The following is a 19,827-nucleotide window of genomic DNA, read 5'->3' as shown; positions in this document are numbered from 1 at the left end:
TCAGAAATTTTTAAATTAACATACCTGATAGTAATATGAAGCGCAGAAATGTAATTAAGGGACTGGCAATGTTACCGGTTGTTGGAGGTGTACTTTCAGCAGACTCGGTTTTGGCAGGATCTGTTACAGAAAATAAATCTTTAGTACAAGGTTCCGAATCGGCAACCACATTGAATTCCTTTTTATCGGAGACAAATATTTACAGATCGATGGGTGTTGAGCCCATTATAAATTGCAGGGGCTCTTATACAATTATTGGTGGATCCATTAAGTTGCCTAAGGTAAAGCTCGCTTTGGAAGCGGCTAGTAATAATTTTGTCCAGCTTGATGAGCTGGCAGAAGCAGTTGGAAAGCGTCTCTCAGAACTCACGAAAACAGAATGGGGAATGGTTTCTTCCGGATGCGCTGCCGGAGTAAAACACATTACCGCAGCTTGTGTTACCGGTGGAAGTCCTGAAAGGCTCATCCGCATTCCTGATCTAACCGGATTTGAGAAAACGGAGGTTATTATCCCCAGATATTCCCGCCAGCATTATGATCATGCAGTTAGAAATATAGGCGTAAAGATCATCACTGTATCCACTCCTGAAGAACTTGAAAAGGCCATAAATTCAAAAACAGCGATGATCTATCTGACTTCAGGCACTCCAGGAGCTGCTTCAGATACAGGTCAGCCTTTATCTCTGGAGGTGATCGCCTCAATTGCCAAACCAAAGAATATTCCAATTCTGATGGATGCCGCAGCAGAAAGACTGACTATTCCACCATATCATTTGAAAAGAGGGGCTGATATTGTTGCATACAGTGGTGGGAAAACAATTCGGGGACCGCAGTCGGCAGGTTTAATGCTTGGCAATAAAAAAATATTGTTAGCCGCATGGCAGGCAAGTGCACCGCATCATGGCCCTGGCCGAGACAACAAACTGGACCGGGATGAAATAGTAGGGATGGTTGCGGCAGTTGAGGACTGGCTGGAACGGGATCATGAAGCGGAGTGGAAAAGATGGCTAGGCTGGCTTGATGTGATCTCAAAGAAAGTTTCAGTGATTAGCGGTTTGACTACCAGGATCGTTGAACCTGTAAATCTGAATAATAAGTATCCGGTACTTCATATTATCTGGAATCCTGAGAAATTTCATGTTACGGGGTATGAAATTGCAGAAGAAGTGGGAAGAAATAAGCCAAGGATTGCTCTTGGGAATCGTGATGAAGCCGATGGCACAACCTCCATACAGATCACGCCGGGGCATATGCAGCCGGGTGAAGAAAAGATCGTAGCCGACAGGTTATTTGAAGTATTGTCAAAAAAGCGAGATCCCAAGCCTGAAATGGCTGCTCCTGCTGCTGATCTTAGTGGACGCTGGGATGTTGAAGTACATTACGCACTAAGTACCAGCCAGCATTCTTTTGTCATAGAACAGGATGGAAACTGGATTCAGGGAACTCATAAAGGAGATCTGGACACTAAAAATATGGTGGGCACAATTGATGGGGATGAAGTGAAGATCAGGAGTACAATTCCCATTGTTGGCAACATTATTATTTATCTTTTTTCCGGAAAAGTAAATGGAGATACCATGTCAGGTGATATTCATATGGGTGAATATCTGACAGCAAAATTTACAGCGAAACGAAATAAAACTAAGCTCCCGCGTCAGAGGGTAATGATCCCGGGAGGTCAGCCTTTAGCAACCTGATAGATAAAGATTCAGTAAATAAATTAAAAGATTAACACATGAAACGCAGAGATTTAATAAAAGGAATTGCAGCCATACCTTTAGTTGGTGCTTTAGATCCGATAGCATCTGTTTTAGCTTCAAATTCTGGCAGCAGATTCAAAAAGAGGTTGGTTATTGATACCCATGTTGAAACCTGGAATTTTGATCCCAGATTCCCTTTCAAGCATCCTGAAAATCCAAATTTAAAGGTAGAGATAGAGGCTCCTATTGAAAATCAGATCAAGCAAATGAAAGATTTTGATCTGAAATATGGGGTTCTTATTAATCCGCGTTATTATGGATGGGATAATTCATACATGGCCAATTGTCTTAAAACCTATCCGAAGCATTTTGTTGCACATGGACTTCTTAACCCCCATGATCCTAAAATCGTCGATAATCTCAGATACTGGGTGAACGAACACGGATTTCAAGGGATGCGTTTCAGTCCGATATACCATCCCAAAGAAACCTGGCTGAACTCTCCTGAACATTATCCTCTCTGGAAAGAAGCAGAAAAACTGGGTCTATGCTTTAACTATTATATTGTGCCTCATCAGATGCCAATGATTGAAGATATGGCGGAGCGTTTTCCGGGTGTTAAAATTGTCATTGACCATGCCGGAAAGCCAGATCTGAAAGCCGCAGATTGCTGGCCTGAATTCAAAAAGATGTTTAAGCTCAGCCGTTTCTCAAATGTCTGGATAAGTAATTCAGAGCCTTATGAAATGTCAGAGATCAAAAAGTATCCTTATGAAGATACTTTGCCTTTTTATAAAGCCATTTATGAAGAATTTGGAGCAAAACAGATAATCTGGGGTACCGGTTATCCATTCCCAAGATGGGAACTTCCTATGGATAAAGAGCTTGAGTTTATGGATAAATATTGCAGTTTCTATACAGACGATGATCTGGACCTCATTATGGGTAAGAATGCTCTGGGAATATGGAAGTTTCCTGGAAAAGCTTGATTATTAAATAAATAGACCAAATCCGTAGAGGATCTAAGCGAAATCACAACATAGATACTATTTATATAAGACACATGAGATATAGATTACAGTTATTGCTTTCCTTTTGCATCTTAATACTCCCATTAAAATCTTTGTTAGCACAGGCTATTCCCAAAGAGGAACTGATATTTTTAACATCTGCCTGGAAGGGTGAGCGATTTGAAGATGGTCGTCCGCGAATACCTGATGAACTGTTGAACCGTGCGAAAGCTATTGGGATTGAAGAGGCCTGGCAAATATTAAATAATGAGGGTTATCTGTATCAATATGAGCGAAACTGGAAAATATTGCATGAGGATGAAAAGGTTATTGGCAGAGCTTTAACGGCTTTTTATATGCCTATTCGCCCTGATATAGAGAAGAATATTGTGGACCGCGCTGCTGCAGAAGGCAGGCAGGGCAGACATTTGCATTGGCCGATCAATATGCTTACCAAAGGTGATGTGTATGTTGCTGATAATGAGGGTAGAGTAGGTTCCCTGATGGGCGATAATCTTGGAAATGTGATTTATAAAAATTCAGGCAATGGGGTAATATTTGATGGATTTGCCCGTGACGTTGATGGTTTGGCTGAGATCAAGGGATTTAATGCATTTGTAAGAGATTTTGCACCCCAGTTCTTGCAGGGTGTTGTTTTGATGGGTTTGAATACTCCGGTTACCATTGGACAGGCCATTGTTTTACCCGGTGATCTGGTCATTGCAGGTCGTGCCGGAGTAGTATTTATTCCTGCCCATATGGCAGAGCAGGTCATTTCTACAGCAGAATTCATTGCTTCAAAAGATCGTTTTGGCCATGAGATGATAAAAAATGGAGTATACAAGGCTGGCCAGGTAGATGCACAGTGGAGTGAAGAAATCAGAGCAGAATATATGAAATGGCTGGAAAAAAATCCAAAGGAAAAAAAAATCAGCCGCTTACAACTTGATCAGTTTATGTTAAAAAGGACCTGGTAATATTTTCCAAAAATCAAATCGGATGAAACCTGTTTTTAAAATCGTATTGGGAATTGGCATTGTTTCCATGCTCGCTGCACTTACCCTGTATCTGCTCAACAGATCTTCTGATGCGGAGCCATTTCTGATCGCATCACTCATTTCTGTTGCTATCGGAATTCGGGGTGCGACAGCTTTGAAGGGATTTGCTTATCCGGTAATGATCTTTGGGGTAGTTACTACTGCCCTGATCTTTCCTCAGTATTTTCTTGAAATCAATGGCTATAAATTATCAGGCCTGATCACTCCCCTCATACAGCTGATCATGTTTGGAATGGGTATTACCATGAGCTACAGAGATTTTATTGGGGTATTTAAATCTCCAAAAGGGGTCCTTGTGGGGGTTTCAAGTCATTTTATAATCATGCCTTTACTCGGGTTTGGATTGGCAAGTATCAGTGGATTTACACCCGAGATCGCAGCAGGGATCATCCTCATCGGTTGTGCACCTAATGCTGTTGCAGCCAATGTTATTTCTTATCTGGCAAAGGCTAATCTGGCACTTTCCATTACGCTTACTTCAATAGCCACATTGCTGGCTCCTTTCCTCACACCCCTGCTCATGAAATTATTAGGCGGTTCATTTATCGAGATCAATGTGCTTGATATGATGTGGGATATTATGAAAATGGTCATTTTACCGGTCACTCTGGCCATGGTGATCAATGAACTTCTGAAGGATAAAATGAAATGGATAAATGCAGTAATGCCAATAGTATCCATGTTTGGGATTGCATTTATTATCATAATCGTAACCGCCGTGGGACGGGAAAGCCTTTTAACAGTCGGACCCCTTCTTATTTTATTGGTGTTGATCCATAACCTGATGGGCTATACTTTGGGTTATTGGTTTGCCCGATTATTTAAAATGAATGAAAGAGATTCAAGAACAATAGCTATTAATGTGGGTATGCAGAATGCAGGTCTTTCAAAAGGTTTGGCTTATGGTATGGGTAAGCTTGGAACCGTCGGACTTGCACCGATGATCTATGGTCCGATGATGAATATCACCGGTTCTATTCTGGCATCCTACTGGAATCGTAAACCTGTTCCCGGCTTTGAAGAAGCGGAAAGTTTAAATGCACAACCAAAATAAAAGATCATGCTCAAATATTTAAAGATCCTCATCCTGCTGGCCGCGATCAGTCTGAATGCACAGGCTCAGTCAAAAAAGGAAGCTCAGATAGCGAAACTTGTTTTAGCTATCAATAATGCCATCATTAATACAGACAGCATAACTTTAAGGAATCTCACTTGGGATGAATTAAGTTATGGACATTCTGCCGGATTGATACAGGATCAGAAGGCTTTTATTGCCGGCGTAATGAATGGTCCTACGTTTTTTAAAATTATTGAACCACTTGACCAGAAAATCACAATGGCCGGAAAAAATGCCATTGTAAGGCATATTGTAACGGCGAAGGCAGTTAATAAAGGGAATCCTCTTGATCTTAAGTTTGGAAATATCATGGTTTGGCAGAAGAAACAAGGGAAATGGAAATTACTCGCAAGGCAAGGATATAAGCTTTAAACATTTAACAGATGAAATTGAAATCGGAGCTTTCAGAGCTCATAAAAGAACAGGGAATTGTGCCATTGTACTACTCGTCAGATGCTGAAGTGAGTATTGATTTAATGAGGGCACTTTATGCCGGGGGTATCAGAACCACTGAATATGCAGACCGTGGTGACCGTGCATTGAAGAATTTTCGCGAGATGCGTAAAGTTTGTGATGCGGAATTGCCTGGAATGCGATTGGGAATTGGTACAATAAAAACTGCAGAATCAGCACGTATCTATATTGATGAAGGAGCAGAGTTTTTGGTCTGCCCTGGCATTCTGGAGTCCGTTATCGAGTTGTCGGATAAGCATGATCTTCTCTGTGTCCCTGGCTGTATGACTCCAAGTGAAATTATTCGCGCCGAAACCTGCGGGTCGAAGATCGTTAAACTTTTTCCTGCAAATACATTGGGACCATCTTATATTGAAGCAGTTCAGGCACTTTTTCAGGACATAGTTTTCTTACCAACAGGTGGAATTGAACTCAATGAAGACAATCTCAGAAGCTGGTTTAAAGTTGGGGTTTGTGCGGTTGGTGGCAGTAAAATGATCACTAAGGATGTGATAGAAAATAAGCGCTATGACCAGTTAGCCGCAGAGTCAAAAAGGGCGCTTAGCCTGATTCATACTATCAGAGAAAGCTTAAAGAATTAATTATTTAAACTCAATTTATTAAAAAATGAACGAATCACTCTATAAATACATGAAAGTTGGCCTTGTTCACTTCATGGCTTTTCCAGCAACGATCAAGGGTGAAGGTCCAGTCGTTGAAACCATCAGGAAGATCGCTGTGGATGATTATTTTAGTGCGATTGAGATCACTACGATCAAGGATCCGGAGCAAAGGATGGCAGTAAAAAAAATGCTTGAAACCTCCCATATGACCATTGCTTATGGTGCTCAGCCGAGATTGTTAACCACCGGACTAAATATTAACCACCTGGTTGAAGAGGAGCGTCAAAAGGCAATAGAAAATTTAATGGCCGGTATTGATGAGGCGTATGAGATAGGTGCATCAAGTTTTGCTTTTTTGAGTGGTAATTATGAAGAAAGCCGGAAAGAAGAAGCTTTTCAGGCTCTGGTAAGTTCAACCAACGAACTTTGCAGATATGCCAAAAGTAAAGGTGACCTGAGAATTGCATTGGAGGTTTTTGATTATGATGTAGACAAAAGAAGCCTGATCGGCCCGGCAGATCTTGCCCTGCGATATGCTAAAGAGATCAGAAAAAGCCACGATCATTTTGGATTGATGGTCGACTTGAGTCATATTCCGCTGATCCATGAAACGATTCAAGAGTCATTACTTCCTGTTAAAGATTACATCGTTCATGCACATATTGGAAATTGTGTTGTGAAAGATCCGGATATGGCAGCTTATGGTGATGTTCATCCCCGCTTTGGTTTTCCTAACGGAGAGAATGATGTGGATGAAGTAGTTGAATATCTTAAAGTATTATTAGATATTGGGTACTTAAATACTCAGACTCCTCCGGTGGTAAGTTTTGAGATCAAGCCATTTGGGGATGAAGATGCAGATATTGTTATTGCAAACGCAAAGCGTGTACTTAATCTGGCATGGGCAAGGGTTTAAAGGCCCAAAGCAGGAAGCTAAAGGCAGAAAGTAAGAAAGTAAAAATATTATTAGAATTAGAACAAGCATGAAGTTAGTTGTATTAGATGGTTATACCTTAAATCCGGGAGATCTTAGCTGGGATGGAATAAAGCAGTTTGGTGATCTTCAGGTACATGACAGAACTCCCGAAAGTCAGATTGTAGAACGGTGCAAGGGGGCAGAGATCATATTTACGAATAAGACACCGCTTAGAGAACATATTCTCGAACAGCTTCCTGACCTTAAATATATAGGAGTTCTGGCAACTGGTTATAATGTTGTGGATGTTGATTTTGCTAAAAAAAGAGGTATTATGGTTGCCAATATCCCCGGATATGGTACCGCCTCAGTGGTTCAAATGACATTTGCCCTGCTGCTTGAGTTATGCCAGCATGTTCAAAGTCATAGTGATTCAGTTTTTAAGGGTGATTGGGCTGCTTCACCTGATTTTTGTTACTGGAACTACCCTTTGGTTGAACTTGAAGGTAAGACCATGGGAATCATTGGTTTTGGAATGATCGGACAAAAAGTGGCTGATGTTGCCGGAGCTTTTGGAATGAATGTAATTGCATATTCCCGCAGCCAGTCGAATCAGTCACATCGTAAGAACTTTAGGTGGACAGAGTTGCATGAACTTCTTACAGACTCAGATGTAGTCAGTATTCATTGCCCATTATTCCCTGAAACACAGGGTATGATCAATAAAAATACTTTGAAGCTAATGAAGAAGACAGCCTTCTTTCTGAATACTTCCAGGGGTCCTCTAATGGTGGATCAGGATCTGGCCGATGCCTTAAATGCAGGAGTGATTGCCGGTGCCGGAATTGATGTTCTTTCTGTAGAACCTCCTTCAGCAGATAATCCGCTTTTTAAAGCGAAAAATTGCATGATCACACCTCATATTGCCTGGGCAACAAAAGAAGCCAGAGGCAGATTGATGGGAATTGCAGAAAATAATTTATCTTCATTCCTGAATGGGAATCCAGTCAATATTGTAAATAAATAAAAACCAAAAATTAATTATTATGAAAAAGTACTCCTTATTATTCCTTCTTTCAGTAGCATTATTAAGCTGCAGTCCTAAACAAGATGAATCAGCAAAACAAGAAGCGGCTGCTACCCCTGCTGTAGATATTGATGCTCGTTTGAAGGAATTGAATATTCAACTGGTAGAGCCTTCTGTGCCAACAGCAAACTTTGTGAAAACAGTACGTGTAGGTAATTTGGTTTATACTTCAGGCCATGGCCCCGACAGAGCAGAAGGTGGTCCATTAACAGGTAGAGTTGGTGATGATCTTACCCTTGAGCAAGGTCAGGAAGCTGCGCGTTTAACTGGAGTTGCCTTATTGTCAAGTCTTAAAAAGGAAATAGGTGATTTGGGTAAAGTGAAAAGAGTTGTTAAAGTTCTTGGAATGGTTCAGTGTACTCCTGAATTTAAAGATCAGCCTAAAGTAATGAATGCATTTTCTGATATGATGGTAGATATTTTCGGTGAAAAGGGAAAACATGCACGTTCAGCGGTAGGGATGTCAGCCCTTCCTGGTAATATTGCCATTGAAATTGAAATGATCGTTGAAGTTGAAGACTAAGTAAATCTTTAAATTATCTGATTAAATCATGCTGATTTACTTTTCTTTTAAGATATAGTAGATCAGCATTGTTTTTTTAATTCATTTACAGAACCTTTAAATTAAAAACCACCATTAATTGATTATGAAAAAGTATTTTTTTTTATCTCTTATGGCTGTCACTTTACTTAGCTGCAATTCTGCTCCAAAGGAGCAAAAAGCTGGGGTTGTAGATTTTGACAAGCGCTTGAAGGAGCTAAATATCGTTTTAACAGCACCAAGTGCGCCTTTAGCCAGTTATGTAAAGACTGTCCGGGTTGGTAATCTAATATTTACAGCTGGTCATGGTCCGGATAAACCAGATGGAAGCAGGATAACTGGCAGAGTAGGCGAGGATCTTACACTGGAGCAGGGTCAGGAAGCTGCACGACTGACCGGTATTGCTTTGTTATCCAGTTTAAAAGCAGAGATCGGTGATTTAAATAAGGTGAAACGTATTGTTAAGGTATTGGGAATGGTACAATCGTCACCCGATTTTAAAGATCAGCCTAAGGTAATGAATGCTTTTTCAGATCTGATGGTACAGGTCTTTGGTGATAAAGGGAAACACACACGTTCTGCTGTGGGTGTAAATGCAATTCCTGCTAACTGGGCCACAGAAATAGAAATGGTAGTAGAGGTTGAGGATTAAAAACAGATTATCTTCGAATCATGCATATTCTGATTGCTCCCAATGCCTTTAAGCATAGTCTGACAGCAAATGAGACTGCTGATGCTATTCAGGAAGGTTTAAAAAGAAGTGGTTTAAATTGCACTTCTGAATGCTTCCCCATTGCAGACGGTGGTGATGGTACAGGCCACCTGATCGTAGAAAAATGTGGAGGTTCCTGGCATGAGTACGAAGTTCATGATCCTTTAGGAAGATTGATCCAGGCTCCATTAGGGATAATAGATCAGGGTAAAACGGCTGTTATTGAAATGGCCGATGCATCTGGTATCCGCTTGTTAGATCCTGATGAAAGATCGCCTTTAAAGGCTTCTTCTTTCGGAACAGGTGAATTGATCCGTTTTGCTCTCGACAGACAGGTGCAAAAGATCATCATAGGCATTGGTGGTTCAGCTACTGTGGATGGTGGAATTGGAATTTTAAGTGCTCTGGGAATAAAATTTCGCGGTGCTGATGGAGCTGAATTAGCAGCTTTGCCGGTAAATATATCCCAATTCCGTCAAATTGATCGATCAGGTTTGGATCCTCGTATTTTAAATTGTCAGATCACAGTTTTGTGTGATGTAGATAACTTACTATTGGGAGAAAATGGATCAGCAGCTGTTTTTGGTCCTCAGAAAGGAGCAAGTCCGGCAGATGTAAAACTATTGGATCTTGCTTTGACAAATCTGTCGGATCTGTCTTTTGAATCCACCGGGATCAAAATGAATGAGATTATTCATGGAGGTGCCGCCGGAGGAATTGCTGCATCCTTATTCACATTTCTAAATGCCATATTAGTGAATGGAGGAGAACATTTCCTGCAGCTTACCGGTTTTGCAAAAAGTTTGATGAATGCAGACCTTCTCATAACCGGAGAAGGCAGCCTTGATGAGCAGACTTTGCAGGGAAAGGGCCCATTTGCTGTTGCTAAAATCGCAAAAGAAAATAATATAATGGTGATTGGCATTGCGGGAAGGGTTCCTTTACATCAAAATGCTGAATTGGACAGGTATTTTGATATTTTGATGCCTATTGGCAATCAGCCTGCTGATATCAATACGGCAATGAAGTTTACTGCCTCAAATCTTATAAGGACTGCCATTGTAATTGGCAAGTTTCTTTCCTTGCCTAAAACTATTTAACGTAATTTTAGGTTTTCAATAATAATTTTCCTTCTGCCTGTCAGGCAATTCAACGTATGAAATATATTTTCTCTCTTTTTCTTCTGTTATCCTTTTCATCGGTTTCTGCCCAAACTTTAAAGCAGAAAATTGAAAATGCTTATGCTCGTTTTGAAAATGATCCGCAAATGAAGTATGGGATAAGCTCCATAAGCGTATTGAATGCAGAAACAGGGACAGTAGTTTATGCTAAAAATCAGAACATAGGTCTGGCAAGTGCCTCGACCCTAAAAACAATAACTGCAGCTACTGCCTATCATTTGCTGGGTAAAGATTTTGTTTGGGAAACCAGCCTTGGATACAATGGGATGATCTCACCAAACGGTACCCTGACCGGGGATTTGATCATTACCGGAGTCGGCGACCCAAGTCTTGGCAGCGACCGATATGATCAAACCAGGTCTGAGCAGATTCTAAAAAAATGGGCTGAAGCCATTGCCCGCTCAGGCATAAGCAATATTAGCGGTTCGATCGTGGCCGATGATCGTTTATTCGGCACTCAAACTATGCCCGGTGGGTGGACATGGCAGGATATGGGTAATTATTACGGAGCAGGACCATCCTCACTGACCTGGAGGGAGAACCAGTTTGATCTTTTTTTTAAGCCTTCAAATCGGGTTGGCGGGCCTGCAGAACTTCTGCGGACCGAACCTCAGATGGGCTACCTTAAAATTGTTAATGAAGTATTGACCGGTGCTCCAGGCTCGGGCGATAATGTTTATGCTTATTCTGCACCTTATTCCACAGTGATATATTTGAGAGGCACTTATGGCATAGATCTCAAAAAAGTGATTGCTGCTTCGGTACCTGACCCTGCTTACGATCTGGCCTATCGGCTGTTGAGTAAGGTAAAACAATCGGGAATATCGGTGGGCAAAGGTGCTGTAACTGCCAGAGAACTGACCATGAATAATCAGGTCTTTCAAGCTCCATCAAAGATCATTGATATCCACACTTCTCCAGGCCTCGATAAAATTGTATACTGGTTCAATCAAAAAAGCATCAATCTTTTTGGGGAACATCTGATTAAAGCGATTGCTTTAAAAGATGGCAAAGAAATTACTACACCTAATGGTGTAAAAGTACTGAAGGATTTCTGGGCTAAGAATGCGGGTATAGATCCTGATGCAATGAACATTTATGATGGCAGCGGACTATCACCTTCAAACCGGATCACGACAATGTCTATGGCACAGGTACTTCAATCAATTAAAAAAGAAAGCTGGTTTGCCGGTTTTTATGAAAGTTTACCAGTCTATAACGACATGAAAATGAAAAGCGGTAGTATAAGTGATGTAATTGCCTATACCGGTTATCAGATAAGCTCAAATGGAACTCCCCTGGTATTTTCTTTCATTATCAATAATTATAGAGGGAGTAGTTCTACAGCCAGGCAAAAAATGTTCAGCGTTCTCAATACACTAAAATAAAAGGGTGCTTCATAAGTAATGAAATAATCCCGTCATTTTTCTCCGTTCTTATTTGTCTGAGAGCGAAATAATGTAATTTCGTTTTATGTCAAAAGCCATTGTAATTGGTGCGGGTATTGCCGGAATTGCTTCCGCAATTCGTTTGGCCATAAAAGGTTATCAGGTGGATGTCTTTGAAGCAGGTCCGATAGCCGGCGGGAAGCTTTCTGAAATCAATTTGGGTGAGTTTCGCTTTGATACAGGGCCGAGTTTGTTTACCATGCCTCAGTATGTTGATGAACTTTTCACTCTCGCAGGTAAAGATCCGGGCGAGTATTTTCAGTATGAAAAGCTCGAAACCGTCTGCAATTATTTCTATGAGGATGGTACACGGATCAGTGCTTTTGCAGACCGCACGAAATTCTCTGAAGAAATAGCCGAAAAAACGATGGATAGCGCCGAATCTGTTATCAGGTTCCTGGAAAAGAGTAAGGATATCTACGAAATTACAAACTCTGTTTTCCTTCAGCGTTCACTCCATAAATTTAGTAGTTATTTAAACTGGAGGACCTTCAGATCGCTGCTCCGGTTTTCAGAAATTGATGCGTTCCGATCAATGAATAAGGCAATTGAGGCAAATTTTAAAGATTATAAAACGATCCGTTTTTTTAATCGCTATGCCACTTATAATGGCTCCAATCCCTATAAAGCACCAGCAACGCTCAATGTAATACCTCATTTTGAACAACATTTTGGGGCATATTTCCCCATCGGGGGTATGTATGCAATTGCCAGTTCATTGGTAAAACTAGCCATTGATCTGGGTGTAAAATTCAATTTCAATTGCTATGTTGATGAGATTGAGGTTAAGAATGATAAGGTTTCTGGCGTTAAGGTCAAAGGGATGAGCCATCCTGCAGATCTTGTTATCTCCAATATGGATGTCTGGTACACTTATCAGAAATTATTAAAGGGATTTACCATTCCGGAACGTATCCGTCAGCAGGAGCGCAGCAGTTCCGCTCTTATCTTTTATTGGGGAATCAGCAGGACCTTCCCCGAGCTTGAAATGCACAATATTTTTTTCACTGAAAATTACAGGGAAGAGTTCAAACAGATATGGGAGGATAAAACAATCTATACTGATCCTACGATCTATGTGAATATAAGCTCCAAAAATAAATTGGATGATGCTCCTGAAGGGTCTGAGAACTGGTTTACTATGATCAACGTACCGTCAGATACAGGACAGAATTGGGATGAATTAATTATTGAAGCCCGTAAAAATATCATTGAGAAATTATCGAGAAACCTCGGGGTAGACGTAAGCAAACTGATCACCTGCGAAGAAATTCTGGATCCGAGAGGGATTGATTCGAAGACATTTTCTTATCAGGGTTCACTGTATGGTAGTAGCTCTAACAGTCAGTTTTCAGCCTTTCTGAGGCATGCTAATTTTTCATCGAAAATTGATAATTTATATTTCGTGGGTGGAAGTGTGCACCCGGGAGGAGGGATACCGCTTGCCCTGCTATCCGCTAAAATAGTGGAGGGTTTGATAAAATAGTTCTATGCTTTAGCTTATGTGCGGGTAATTTTCAAAATGCTAAAAAATGATATCTTTAACATATGCTTGAACCGCGCCAAAATTGGATAGTATTCACATTCTTTTCCTGGTATATAAACAGAATTATTAAATCGGATTTCCATGACTTGAAATTCAATAAAATAGAAATCGATCAGAGTAGATCGGTTCTGTTATTAGCCAATCATTTTTCCTGGTGGGATGGATTTGTTCTTTTTCAAATCAACCGTCTCTATTTTAGGAAAAAGTTTCATGTAATGATCACTGAGGAAAACTATCAAAAAGTATGGTTCCTTAAATATCTTGGCAGTTTCTCAGTAAAAAAGAATTCAAGGAGTATAATTGAAACGCTCGAATATGCAGGTCATTTATTGGATGATCCCGAAAATCTGGTTCTGATCTTTCCACAGGGTAAGCTTTATTCTGGTCATGTAGAGCAAATACAATTTGAAAAGGGACTGATGAATCTGATAAATGTATCTTCAAAAACCTTCCAGTATATGTTTGCAGCTAGTTTTACTGATTATTTCGAAAATCGTAAGCCAACAATTAACTGCTGTTTGCAAGAGTGGGAGGGTGCTGAGTTTACAAGCTTACAGTTAATAAAAAGTGCTTTTAATAAACATTATGAAACTTCGCGGCAAAAGCAGACCGCGGCTGTCGTTTAAGAATGATACTAATTTACCTTATTTTCTTTTTTCTGGTTCTACGGTTTACCGTTACTCTTTTCAACTTTTTATCTAATCCGAAACTTACAAACTCGGTAAGGCAGTATGATGATTTCGTTTCAATTCTGATACCTGCCCGCAATGAAGAAGCGGATATATTAAATCTGTTAAATTCGATCAGTGCCCAGAAATATCTGAACTATGAGGTTATCATACTTGATGATAATTCTACTGATAATACTTTTCAGATTTGCCAGGATTTTTGCAGTCAGCATAAACGTTTCAAAGTATTGCAAGGTGCTGTACTTCCTAAAGATTGGCTGGGGAAAAATTATGCCTGTTCTCAGCTTGCCAGCTCGGCCAAGGGGAAATATCTGATTTTTTTGGATGCTGATGAAACCATTGCAGATGGACTGATTAATAATTCTATTCATCGGATGAAACTCAATAGATTGAGCTTGTTAAGCCTCTTTACTGATCAGGTGATGCATACCTGGGGAGAACGGTTGATTGTGCCCCTCATGCATTATGTATTGTTAAACCTATTGCCTCTCAGATTGGTCAGGCTCTCTAAAAATCCCTCGTTTTCTGCCGCAAGTGGGCAGTTTATGATGTTTGATGCGGCAAATTACAAGGAGAATCAATGGCATGAACAGGTTAAACATCAGGTTGTTGAAGATGTGGAGATCATGAAGCTTATCAAAGGCTTTGGCTATAATGGGGAGGCATTATTGGCTAATGGATTTGTTTCCTGCCGGATGTATAAAAGCTTTACTGAGTCTGTGGAAGGGTTCAGTAAGAATTTTCTTGCTGGATTCAATAATAACGTATTCGGGCTTTTTCTTTATCTGCTCCTTGTCGTGTTGGGTCCAGTAGCTATTGCCTTCTTTCTGAGTCCGGATCTAGTACTCTTTGCCCTATCATTGATCGTTTTAAGCAGAGTAATGATCTCGCTCTCCGCCAGACAAAGCGTATGGCAAAATGTTCTGCTTCACCCATTGCAATTGCTTTGTATGGTATTCATTTCTGTGATCTCCGTTAAAAAACACTTTACTAAAACCATCGTCTGGAAGGGACGGGCAATAAGAAAATGAAACTGAACAAAATTATTATTTGCAGTATATTAATGGTGTTGTTTCACCTGGTAGGCTTGTATGGGTTTTTAAATTCAGATCTGGAAGTTCTGTTTATTGCACTTGTACCCTTTCATTTATTACTGATGCTTGCTTTGCTGGTCATAAGTACTGGCGACTACTCTGTAAATATCGGAATATTTGCCCTGGTTGTTTATTTAGCCGGGTTTTTTATAGAGGTAATAGGAGTCAATTCCGGACTTATATTCGGAACTTACACCTATGGTGAAGCTTTAGGCTTAAAGCTTTTCTCTACTCCGTTGCTGATCGGTGCCAACTGGCTGATTTTGGTTTATTGTACTGGTGTGTTTCTGGAGAAGTTTAAACTGAAAAGCAATTTTATTTTTTCATTATTGGGAGCCTTGATATTATTAAGCCTTGATTTTTTAATAGAACCGATCGCAATCAGATTTGATTATTGGACATGGGCCGGAGGACAAATTCCATTGCAAAATTATCTGGGATGGTATATATTCTCATTCCTGCTCTTCTGGATTTTCAGAAGTCTGGATTTTCAAAAACAAAACAAGGCTGCAATTGTGTTACTTTTTGCTCAGGCCGGGTTTTTCCTGGCACTGAATATTTGGGCTTTCTGATAAACTATTTAGTATTTTTGTAAACCATAAACCTTCTGGCAAATAAATCAAATTAAGCTCAGGCAATGAAATATAATCTTGAAGTAACGATCGATAATGATTCTGGCTTTTGTTTTGGAGTAGTCTATGCCATTGATATGGCAGAAGAGATCCTGGAAGAAGATGGTTATCTGTATTGCCTTGGAGATATAGTCCATAATGATGAAGAGGTAAACCGTTTGAAATTAATGGGGCTGAAGATCATTTCCCATGAAGAATTTTTAAATATCAGAAATGAAAAGGTTTTGATCCGAGCACATGGAGAAGCACCTGAAACGTATCGTATTGCCCTGGAAAACAATATTACCCTGATCGATGCCTCTTGTCCGGTGGTTTTGAAGTTGCAGAACAGGATCAAAAATACCTATGATAGTAAGGAGAAGGTGCTGATCTTTGGGAAACATGGGCATGCAGAAGTAATTGGCTTGCAGGGACAGACCAATAATGAAGCACTTGTATTTCAGGACATTGCAGAGCTTGATAACATTGATCTCCCTCAAAAATTTACATTGTACAGTCAGACTACCAAGAGCACAGATAAATTTTATCAGATAAAAGATGAACTGATCAGACGAGGATACGATATTAAAGCGAATGACACTATCTGCAGGCAAGTTTCAAACAGGTATGAGGATTTAAGGAAATTTGTAATTGGGTATGATAAAATCGTATTTGTTTCTGGCAAGAAATCATCCAACGGAAAGGTTCTTTTTGAGGTCTGCAAGCAATTTAATCCAAACACTTACTTCGTAAGCAGCGAGGAAGAGTTAAATGCCGGGATGTTTAATCCGGGAGATAAGGTCGGAATTTGTGGAGCTACATCTACTCCAATGTGGTTAATGGATAGAGTGAAATCTGCTCTGGAAGAATATTAAAATTCGCTCACCCGATGCTTGGAACTCAGTCAAAAACAGGGATAATTATTGCATTTATAGTAATCAGTCTCTGGTGTTTATGTATTTTTTCCCTGATGAGTTGGGAGATTAATTTCAAAAACCCCTTGCTTTATTTTTTCATTCTGGTTCAAATGCATTTATATACAGGTCTGTTTATTACGGCTCATGATGCTATGCATGGTACGGTATCTTCAAGCCGTACAATTAATAATGCTATTGGTCAGATTTGCACCGCATTGTATGCTTGCTTCCCGTTTAGCAGCCTTAATAACAAACACCATGAGCATCACAAGTATGTTCATACAGACAAAGACCCTGATTATTCTGAAGGGAATTTTTTCATCTGGTATCTTAATTTCATTAAACAGTATTTATCCTGGTGGCAGGTTGTATTGATGGCGCTTATCTTTAATTTATTAAAAACCTGGGTGCCTGAACTGAATTTGTTTTTATTCTGGGTGCTGCCTTCACTGTTGAGTACGCTTCAGCTTTTTTATTTTGGCACCTGGCTTCCTCATCATGGGGAGCATACTAACAAGCATCAATCCGGTTCGCAAAGTAAAAATCATATTCTTGCTTTTCTGTCCTGTTATTTTTTTGGTTACCACTATGAACATCACGATTCACCCGGCACACCCTGGTGGAAATTGTGGGAGCTAAAAAAATCATAAAAAAATTGTTTTTATAAAGTCAAATGAAGTGAAGCATTTTCAACTAATGATTCGTAAGACTATCTTTGGCATTCTTTAATATACATATGGGTAAGCAAGGTGTTTTATTGGTAAATTTAGGTACTCCTGATAGTCCCTCAACAAGTGATGTCAGAACATACCTGGGTGAGTTTCTTATGGATGAACGGGTAATAGATATTCCCCTTGTTTTGCGGGCTTTACTCGTTAAGGGAATAATCGTTCCATTCCGTGGCCCTAAATCTGCCAAATTGTATAAAGCAATATGGTCTGATACTACCGGTTCACCTTTGATGCATTATAGCATAATGCAAAAGGATCTTTTGCAGGAGCGTTTAGGTGATGATTATCAGGTTGAGCTTGCCATGCGCTATCAAAGTCCCTCCATTGAGAGTGCATTAAATAAATTAAGGGATGCACAGGTAAACAGCATTAAGGTTATACCTATGTTCCCTCATTATGCTTCTGCAAGTACAGGTTCCGTTTTGGAAAAAGTAATGGAGCTGGTCAGAAAGTGGCAAACCATTCCAAATATTTCATTTATTAACTCTTTTCATGATAATGAACTCATGATTGAAGCTTTTTCGGATAATGGCAGAAAGCATCATCCTGAAACTTATGATCATATTTTGTTTAGTTTTCATGGCCTGCCGCAAAGGCAGCTTGGTAAATCAGACCATTCACAAAAGCATTGCCTGAAAGTTGAAAATTGCTGCTCTGTCCTGACTGAAAATAATAAATTTTGTTATTCGGCGCAATGCCATGATACCGCTCGGCTGATCGCTAACAAACTTGGATTACCAAAAGAAAAATATTCGGTGTGTTTTCAATCACGTCTGGGTAAAGATCCATGGGTTCAGCCTTACACAAGTGTTGTTATTGAGGAACTGGCAAAGAAGGGAGTTAAAAGACTACTGGTTTTCTGTCCTGCTTTTGTTGCGGACTGCCTTGAAACTGTTTATGAAGTAACAGTTGAGTATGGTGATGAATTTAAGGAACTGGGAGGCGAGCATGTTCAACTGGTAGAGAGTCTGAATGATCATCCTTTATGGATTGACTCTCTGGAAGGCCTGGTAAAAGGCCAGATCAATTAAAATCTTTATGGTAAATAAAATTTAAGAAGCTCTGTGTAGCTCCTGTATTGCTATTTACATATTCACGGGCAGATGAACCACTTTTAATTCGGTTTTCCTCCTTAGAAAGTAATTCCATTTGGAGTTTTAATTCATCTGAATCTTTCACCGTAAAAGCAGCTCCATTTTTGATTAGCTCAACGGCCTCCATGAATTTTGTATAATTTGGTCCAAAGATAACCGGTAGGCCAAATGCTGCAGCTTCCAGAGTATTATGGATGCCTACTCCAAATCCTCCTCCTATATAAGCAATATGTCCATATTGATAAATGGATGAGAGTATTCCGATGCTATCAATGATCAGAACCTGTGGAGCTTCATTAGTTTGTGCTTTATCTTCCTGCTTTTGAATCGAAGAGAATTTAACTGAGTTTGAAAATAGTTTCTCAATCCCCTCGATCCTGTCAGTATTAACTTCATGAGGAGCAATAATAAATTTCCATTTTGGATAAATTATTAATAACAATGAAATTATTTTTTCATCTTCAGCCCAGGTACTTCCTCCTATAAATACTGGAGAATCTCCACAGAATTCTTCTACAACCTTGATCTCGATTGGATTTTTTGCATTAAACTCTACCCGATCGAAACGGGTATCCCCGCTTACCGTCACATGATCGACGCCAATCCCGCTTAAAAGTTCCTTGCTTTCTTTATTCTGTACGAATACATGTGAAACCCATCCAAGCATTTTACGATGTAAACTTCCGTACCATTTAAAAAAAGCTTGTTCCTTCCTGAATATTCCGGAAATGATATAGAGAGGGGTATTGTTATCATGAAGTGCTTCAAAATAATGGTACCAGTATTCATATTTTGTAAAAACAGCGATGGTGGGATTTAGCAGGCTCACAAACTTCCTGGCATTGGATCTTGTATCTATTGGGAGGTAAAAAACATGTTCTGCCAAAGCATAGTTTTTTCTTATCTCGTAACCTGAAGGAGAAAAGAAGGTAATGACAATGGATGTTTCAGGATGATCAGCTTTAAGCTTTTCCAGAACAGGTCTGCCTTGCTCAAACTCGCCTAAAGATGCAAAGTGAAACCAGGTATATCGTTTATTTTTGTCAATACTCGTTTCAATTCGTTCTAAAATCCCTTTTCGGCCTTTTAACCATAAGGCAGCTTTTTTATTTTTTAAGGATACAAGTGCTATCAGGAGGGTATAAAGGCGGATTCCAGCATCGTATAAAAAAAGCATTTTTGAATTAAATTATTTTCTTCATCGAAGTTAATATTTAATTTTTTATTTTAGTACTTCTCTTTTAGATGAGAGAAACAGCGGTTTACCTCTTAACTGGCTGAAAAATTCAATTAACAAGC

General features: G+C 39.7%; 20 protein-coding genes. 19 read left to right on the top strand and 1 reads right to left on the bottom strand.

The features are described from left to right. Nucleotides 1–35: 35 nt before the first annotated feature. The 19 genes from BLR27_RS09575 to hemH all read left to right on the top strand — a co-directional run bounded on the left by BLR27_RS09575 (nucleotide 36) and on the right by hemH (nucleotide 18,465). Nucleotides 36–1,697, top strand: a complete 1,662-nt coding sequence (locus BLR27_RS09575; protein WP_090704254.1) for an aminotransferase class V-fold PLP-dependent enzyme — start codon at nucleotides 36–38, stop codon at nucleotides 1,695–1,697. A 38-nt stretch (nucleotides 1,698–1,735) separates the two neighbouring features. Beyond that, nucleotides 1,736–2,689 (top strand): amidohydrolase family protein, encoded by a 954-nt coding sequence (locus BLR27_RS09570; RefSeq protein WP_090704252.1) that lies wholly within the window; start codon nucleotides 1,736–1,738, stop codon nucleotides 2,687–2,689. 74 nt (nucleotides 2,690–2,763) lie between these two features. Beyond that, nucleotides 2,764–3,687 carry an RraA family protein gene (locus tag BLR27_RS09565; RefSeq protein WP_090704250.1) on the top strand — a complete coding sequence of 308 codons (924 nt, stop codon included), beginning with the start codon at nucleotides 2,764–2,766 and terminating at the stop codon, nucleotides 3,685–3,687. A 22-nt stretch (nucleotides 3,688–3,709) separates the two neighbouring features. Continuing rightward, nucleotides 3,710–4,822 (top strand): bile acid:sodium symporter family protein, encoded by a 1,113-nt coding sequence (locus BLR27_RS09560; protein WP_090704248.1) that lies wholly within the window; start codon nucleotides 3,710–3,712, stop codon nucleotides 4,820–4,822. Between the two features lie 6 nt (nucleotides 4,823–4,828). Then, nucleotides 4,829–5,257, top strand: coding sequence for a nuclear transport factor 2 family protein (locus tag BLR27_RS09555; RefSeq protein WP_090704246.1), 429 nt, complete (start codon nucleotides 4,829–4,831; stop codon nucleotides 5,255–5,257). Between the two features lie 11 nt (nucleotides 5,258–5,268). Further along, nucleotides 5,269–5,940, top strand: a complete 672-nt coding sequence (locus BLR27_RS09550; RefSeq protein ID WP_090704244.1) for a bifunctional 4-hydroxy-2-oxoglutarate aldolase/2-dehydro-3-deoxy-phosphogluconate aldolase — start codon at nucleotides 5,269–5,271, stop codon at nucleotides 5,938–5,940. A 25-nt stretch (nucleotides 5,941–5,965) separates the two neighbouring features. After that, nucleotides 5,966–6,877 carry a sugar phosphate isomerase/epimerase family protein gene (locus BLR27_RS09545; protein WP_090704242.1) on the top strand — a complete coding sequence of 304 codons (912 nt, stop codon included), beginning with the start codon at nucleotides 5,966–5,968 and terminating at the stop codon, nucleotides 6,875–6,877. A 67-nt stretch (nucleotides 6,878–6,944) separates the two neighbouring features. Further along, on the top strand, nucleotides 6,945–7,904 hold the full coding sequence (locus tag BLR27_RS09540) for a D-2-hydroxyacid dehydrogenase (protein ID WP_090704240.1): 960 nt from the start codon (nucleotides 6,945–6,947) through the stop codon (nucleotides 7,902–7,904). Between the two features lie 19 nt (nucleotides 7,905–7,923). Beyond that, complete coding sequence (locus tag BLR27_RS09535) at nucleotides 7,924–8,487, top strand: RidA family protein (RefSeq protein WP_090704238.1); 564 nt, start codon at nucleotides 7,924–7,926, stop codon at nucleotides 8,485–8,487. Nucleotides 8,488–8,611: 124 nt separating this feature from the next. Further along, a complete protein-coding gene (locus BLR27_RS09530; RefSeq protein ID WP_090704236.1) occupies nucleotides 8,612–9,157 on the top strand; it encodes a RidA family protein in 546 nt (181 codons plus the stop codon). 20 nt (nucleotides 9,158–9,177) lie between these two features. Beyond that, nucleotides 9,178–10,317: a glycerate kinase gene (locus BLR27_RS09525; protein ID WP_090704234.1), complete on the top strand. Its 1,140-nt coding sequence runs from the start codon at nucleotides 9,178–9,180 to the stop codon at nucleotides 10,315–10,317. A gap of 56 nt (nucleotides 10,318–10,373) precedes the next feature. After that, on the top strand, nucleotides 10,374–11,786 hold the full coding sequence (gene dacB / locus BLR27_RS09520) for a D-alanyl-D-alanine carboxypeptidase/D-alanyl-D-alanine endopeptidase (protein ID WP_090704232.1): 1,413 nt from the start codon (nucleotides 10,374–10,376) through the stop codon (nucleotides 11,784–11,786). Nucleotides 11,787–11,871: 85 nt separating this feature from the next. Further along, nucleotides 11,872–13,332, top strand: coding sequence for a 1-hydroxycarotenoid 3,4-desaturase CrtD (gene crtD / locus BLR27_RS09515; RefSeq protein ID WP_090704230.1), 1,461 nt, complete (start codon nucleotides 11,872–11,874; stop codon nucleotides 13,330–13,332). 62 nt (nucleotides 13,333–13,394) lie between these two features. Beyond that, nucleotides 13,395–14,018: a lysophospholipid acyltransferase family protein gene (locus tag BLR27_RS09510; RefSeq protein ID WP_090704227.1), complete on the top strand. Its 624-nt coding sequence runs from the start codon at nucleotides 13,395–13,397 to the stop codon at nucleotides 14,016–14,018. 2 nt (nucleotides 14,019–14,020) lie between these two features. Further along, entirely contained in the window at nucleotides 14,021–15,112 is a 1,092-nt protein-coding gene (locus BLR27_RS09505) for a glycosyltransferase (RefSeq protein ID WP_090704225.1), read from the top strand. Then, on the top strand, nucleotides 15,109–15,747 hold the full coding sequence (locus BLR27_RS09500) for a carotenoid biosynthesis protein (protein ID WP_090704223.1): 639 nt from the start codon (nucleotides 15,109–15,111) through the stop codon (nucleotides 15,745–15,747). Before BLR27_RS09505 ends, BLR27_RS09500 begins: the two co-directional genes overlap by 4 nt. 65 nt (nucleotides 15,748–15,812) lie before the next feature. Further along, the gene (locus BLR27_RS09495) at nucleotides 15,813–16,661 is read left to right on the top strand and encodes a 4-hydroxy-3-methylbut-2-enyl diphosphate reductase (RefSeq protein WP_090704222.1); all 849 of its coding nucleotides are present in this window, start codon (nucleotides 15,813–15,815) and stop codon (nucleotides 16,659–16,661) included. A gap of 14 nt (nucleotides 16,662–16,675) precedes the next feature. After that, on the top strand, nucleotides 16,676–17,353 hold the full coding sequence (locus tag BLR27_RS09490) for a fatty acid desaturase (protein WP_090704220.1): 678 nt from the start codon (nucleotides 16,676–16,678) through the stop codon (nucleotides 17,351–17,353). An 86-nt stretch (nucleotides 17,354–17,439) separates the two neighbouring features. Next, on the top strand, nucleotides 17,440–18,465 hold the full coding sequence (gene hemH, locus BLR27_RS09485; protein ID WP_090704218.1) for a ferrochelatase: 1,026 nt from the start codon (nucleotides 17,440–17,442) through the stop codon (nucleotides 18,463–18,465). On the opposite strand, the gene BLR27_RS09480 is transcribed toward hemH, so the two are convergent. Next, entirely contained in the window at nucleotides 18,458–19,705 is a 1,248-nt protein-coding gene (locus BLR27_RS09480; RefSeq protein ID WP_090704216.1) for a 3-deoxy-D-manno-octulosonic acid transferase, read from the bottom strand. The two genes, hemH and BLR27_RS09480, sit on opposite strands and share 8 nt — an antisense overlap. Between the last annotated feature and the right edge of the window lie 122 nt (nucleotides 19,706–19,827).

Origin of the sequence: Daejeonella rubra, assembly GCF_900103545.1 — a bacterium.
GTDB lineage: Bacteria > Bacteroidota > Bacteroidia > Sphingobacteriales > Sphingobacteriaceae > Daejeonella > Daejeonella rubra.
The sequence above is the reverse complement of the archived record's forward strand: the minus strand, read 5'-3'. Positions and strand labels throughout refer to the sequence as shown.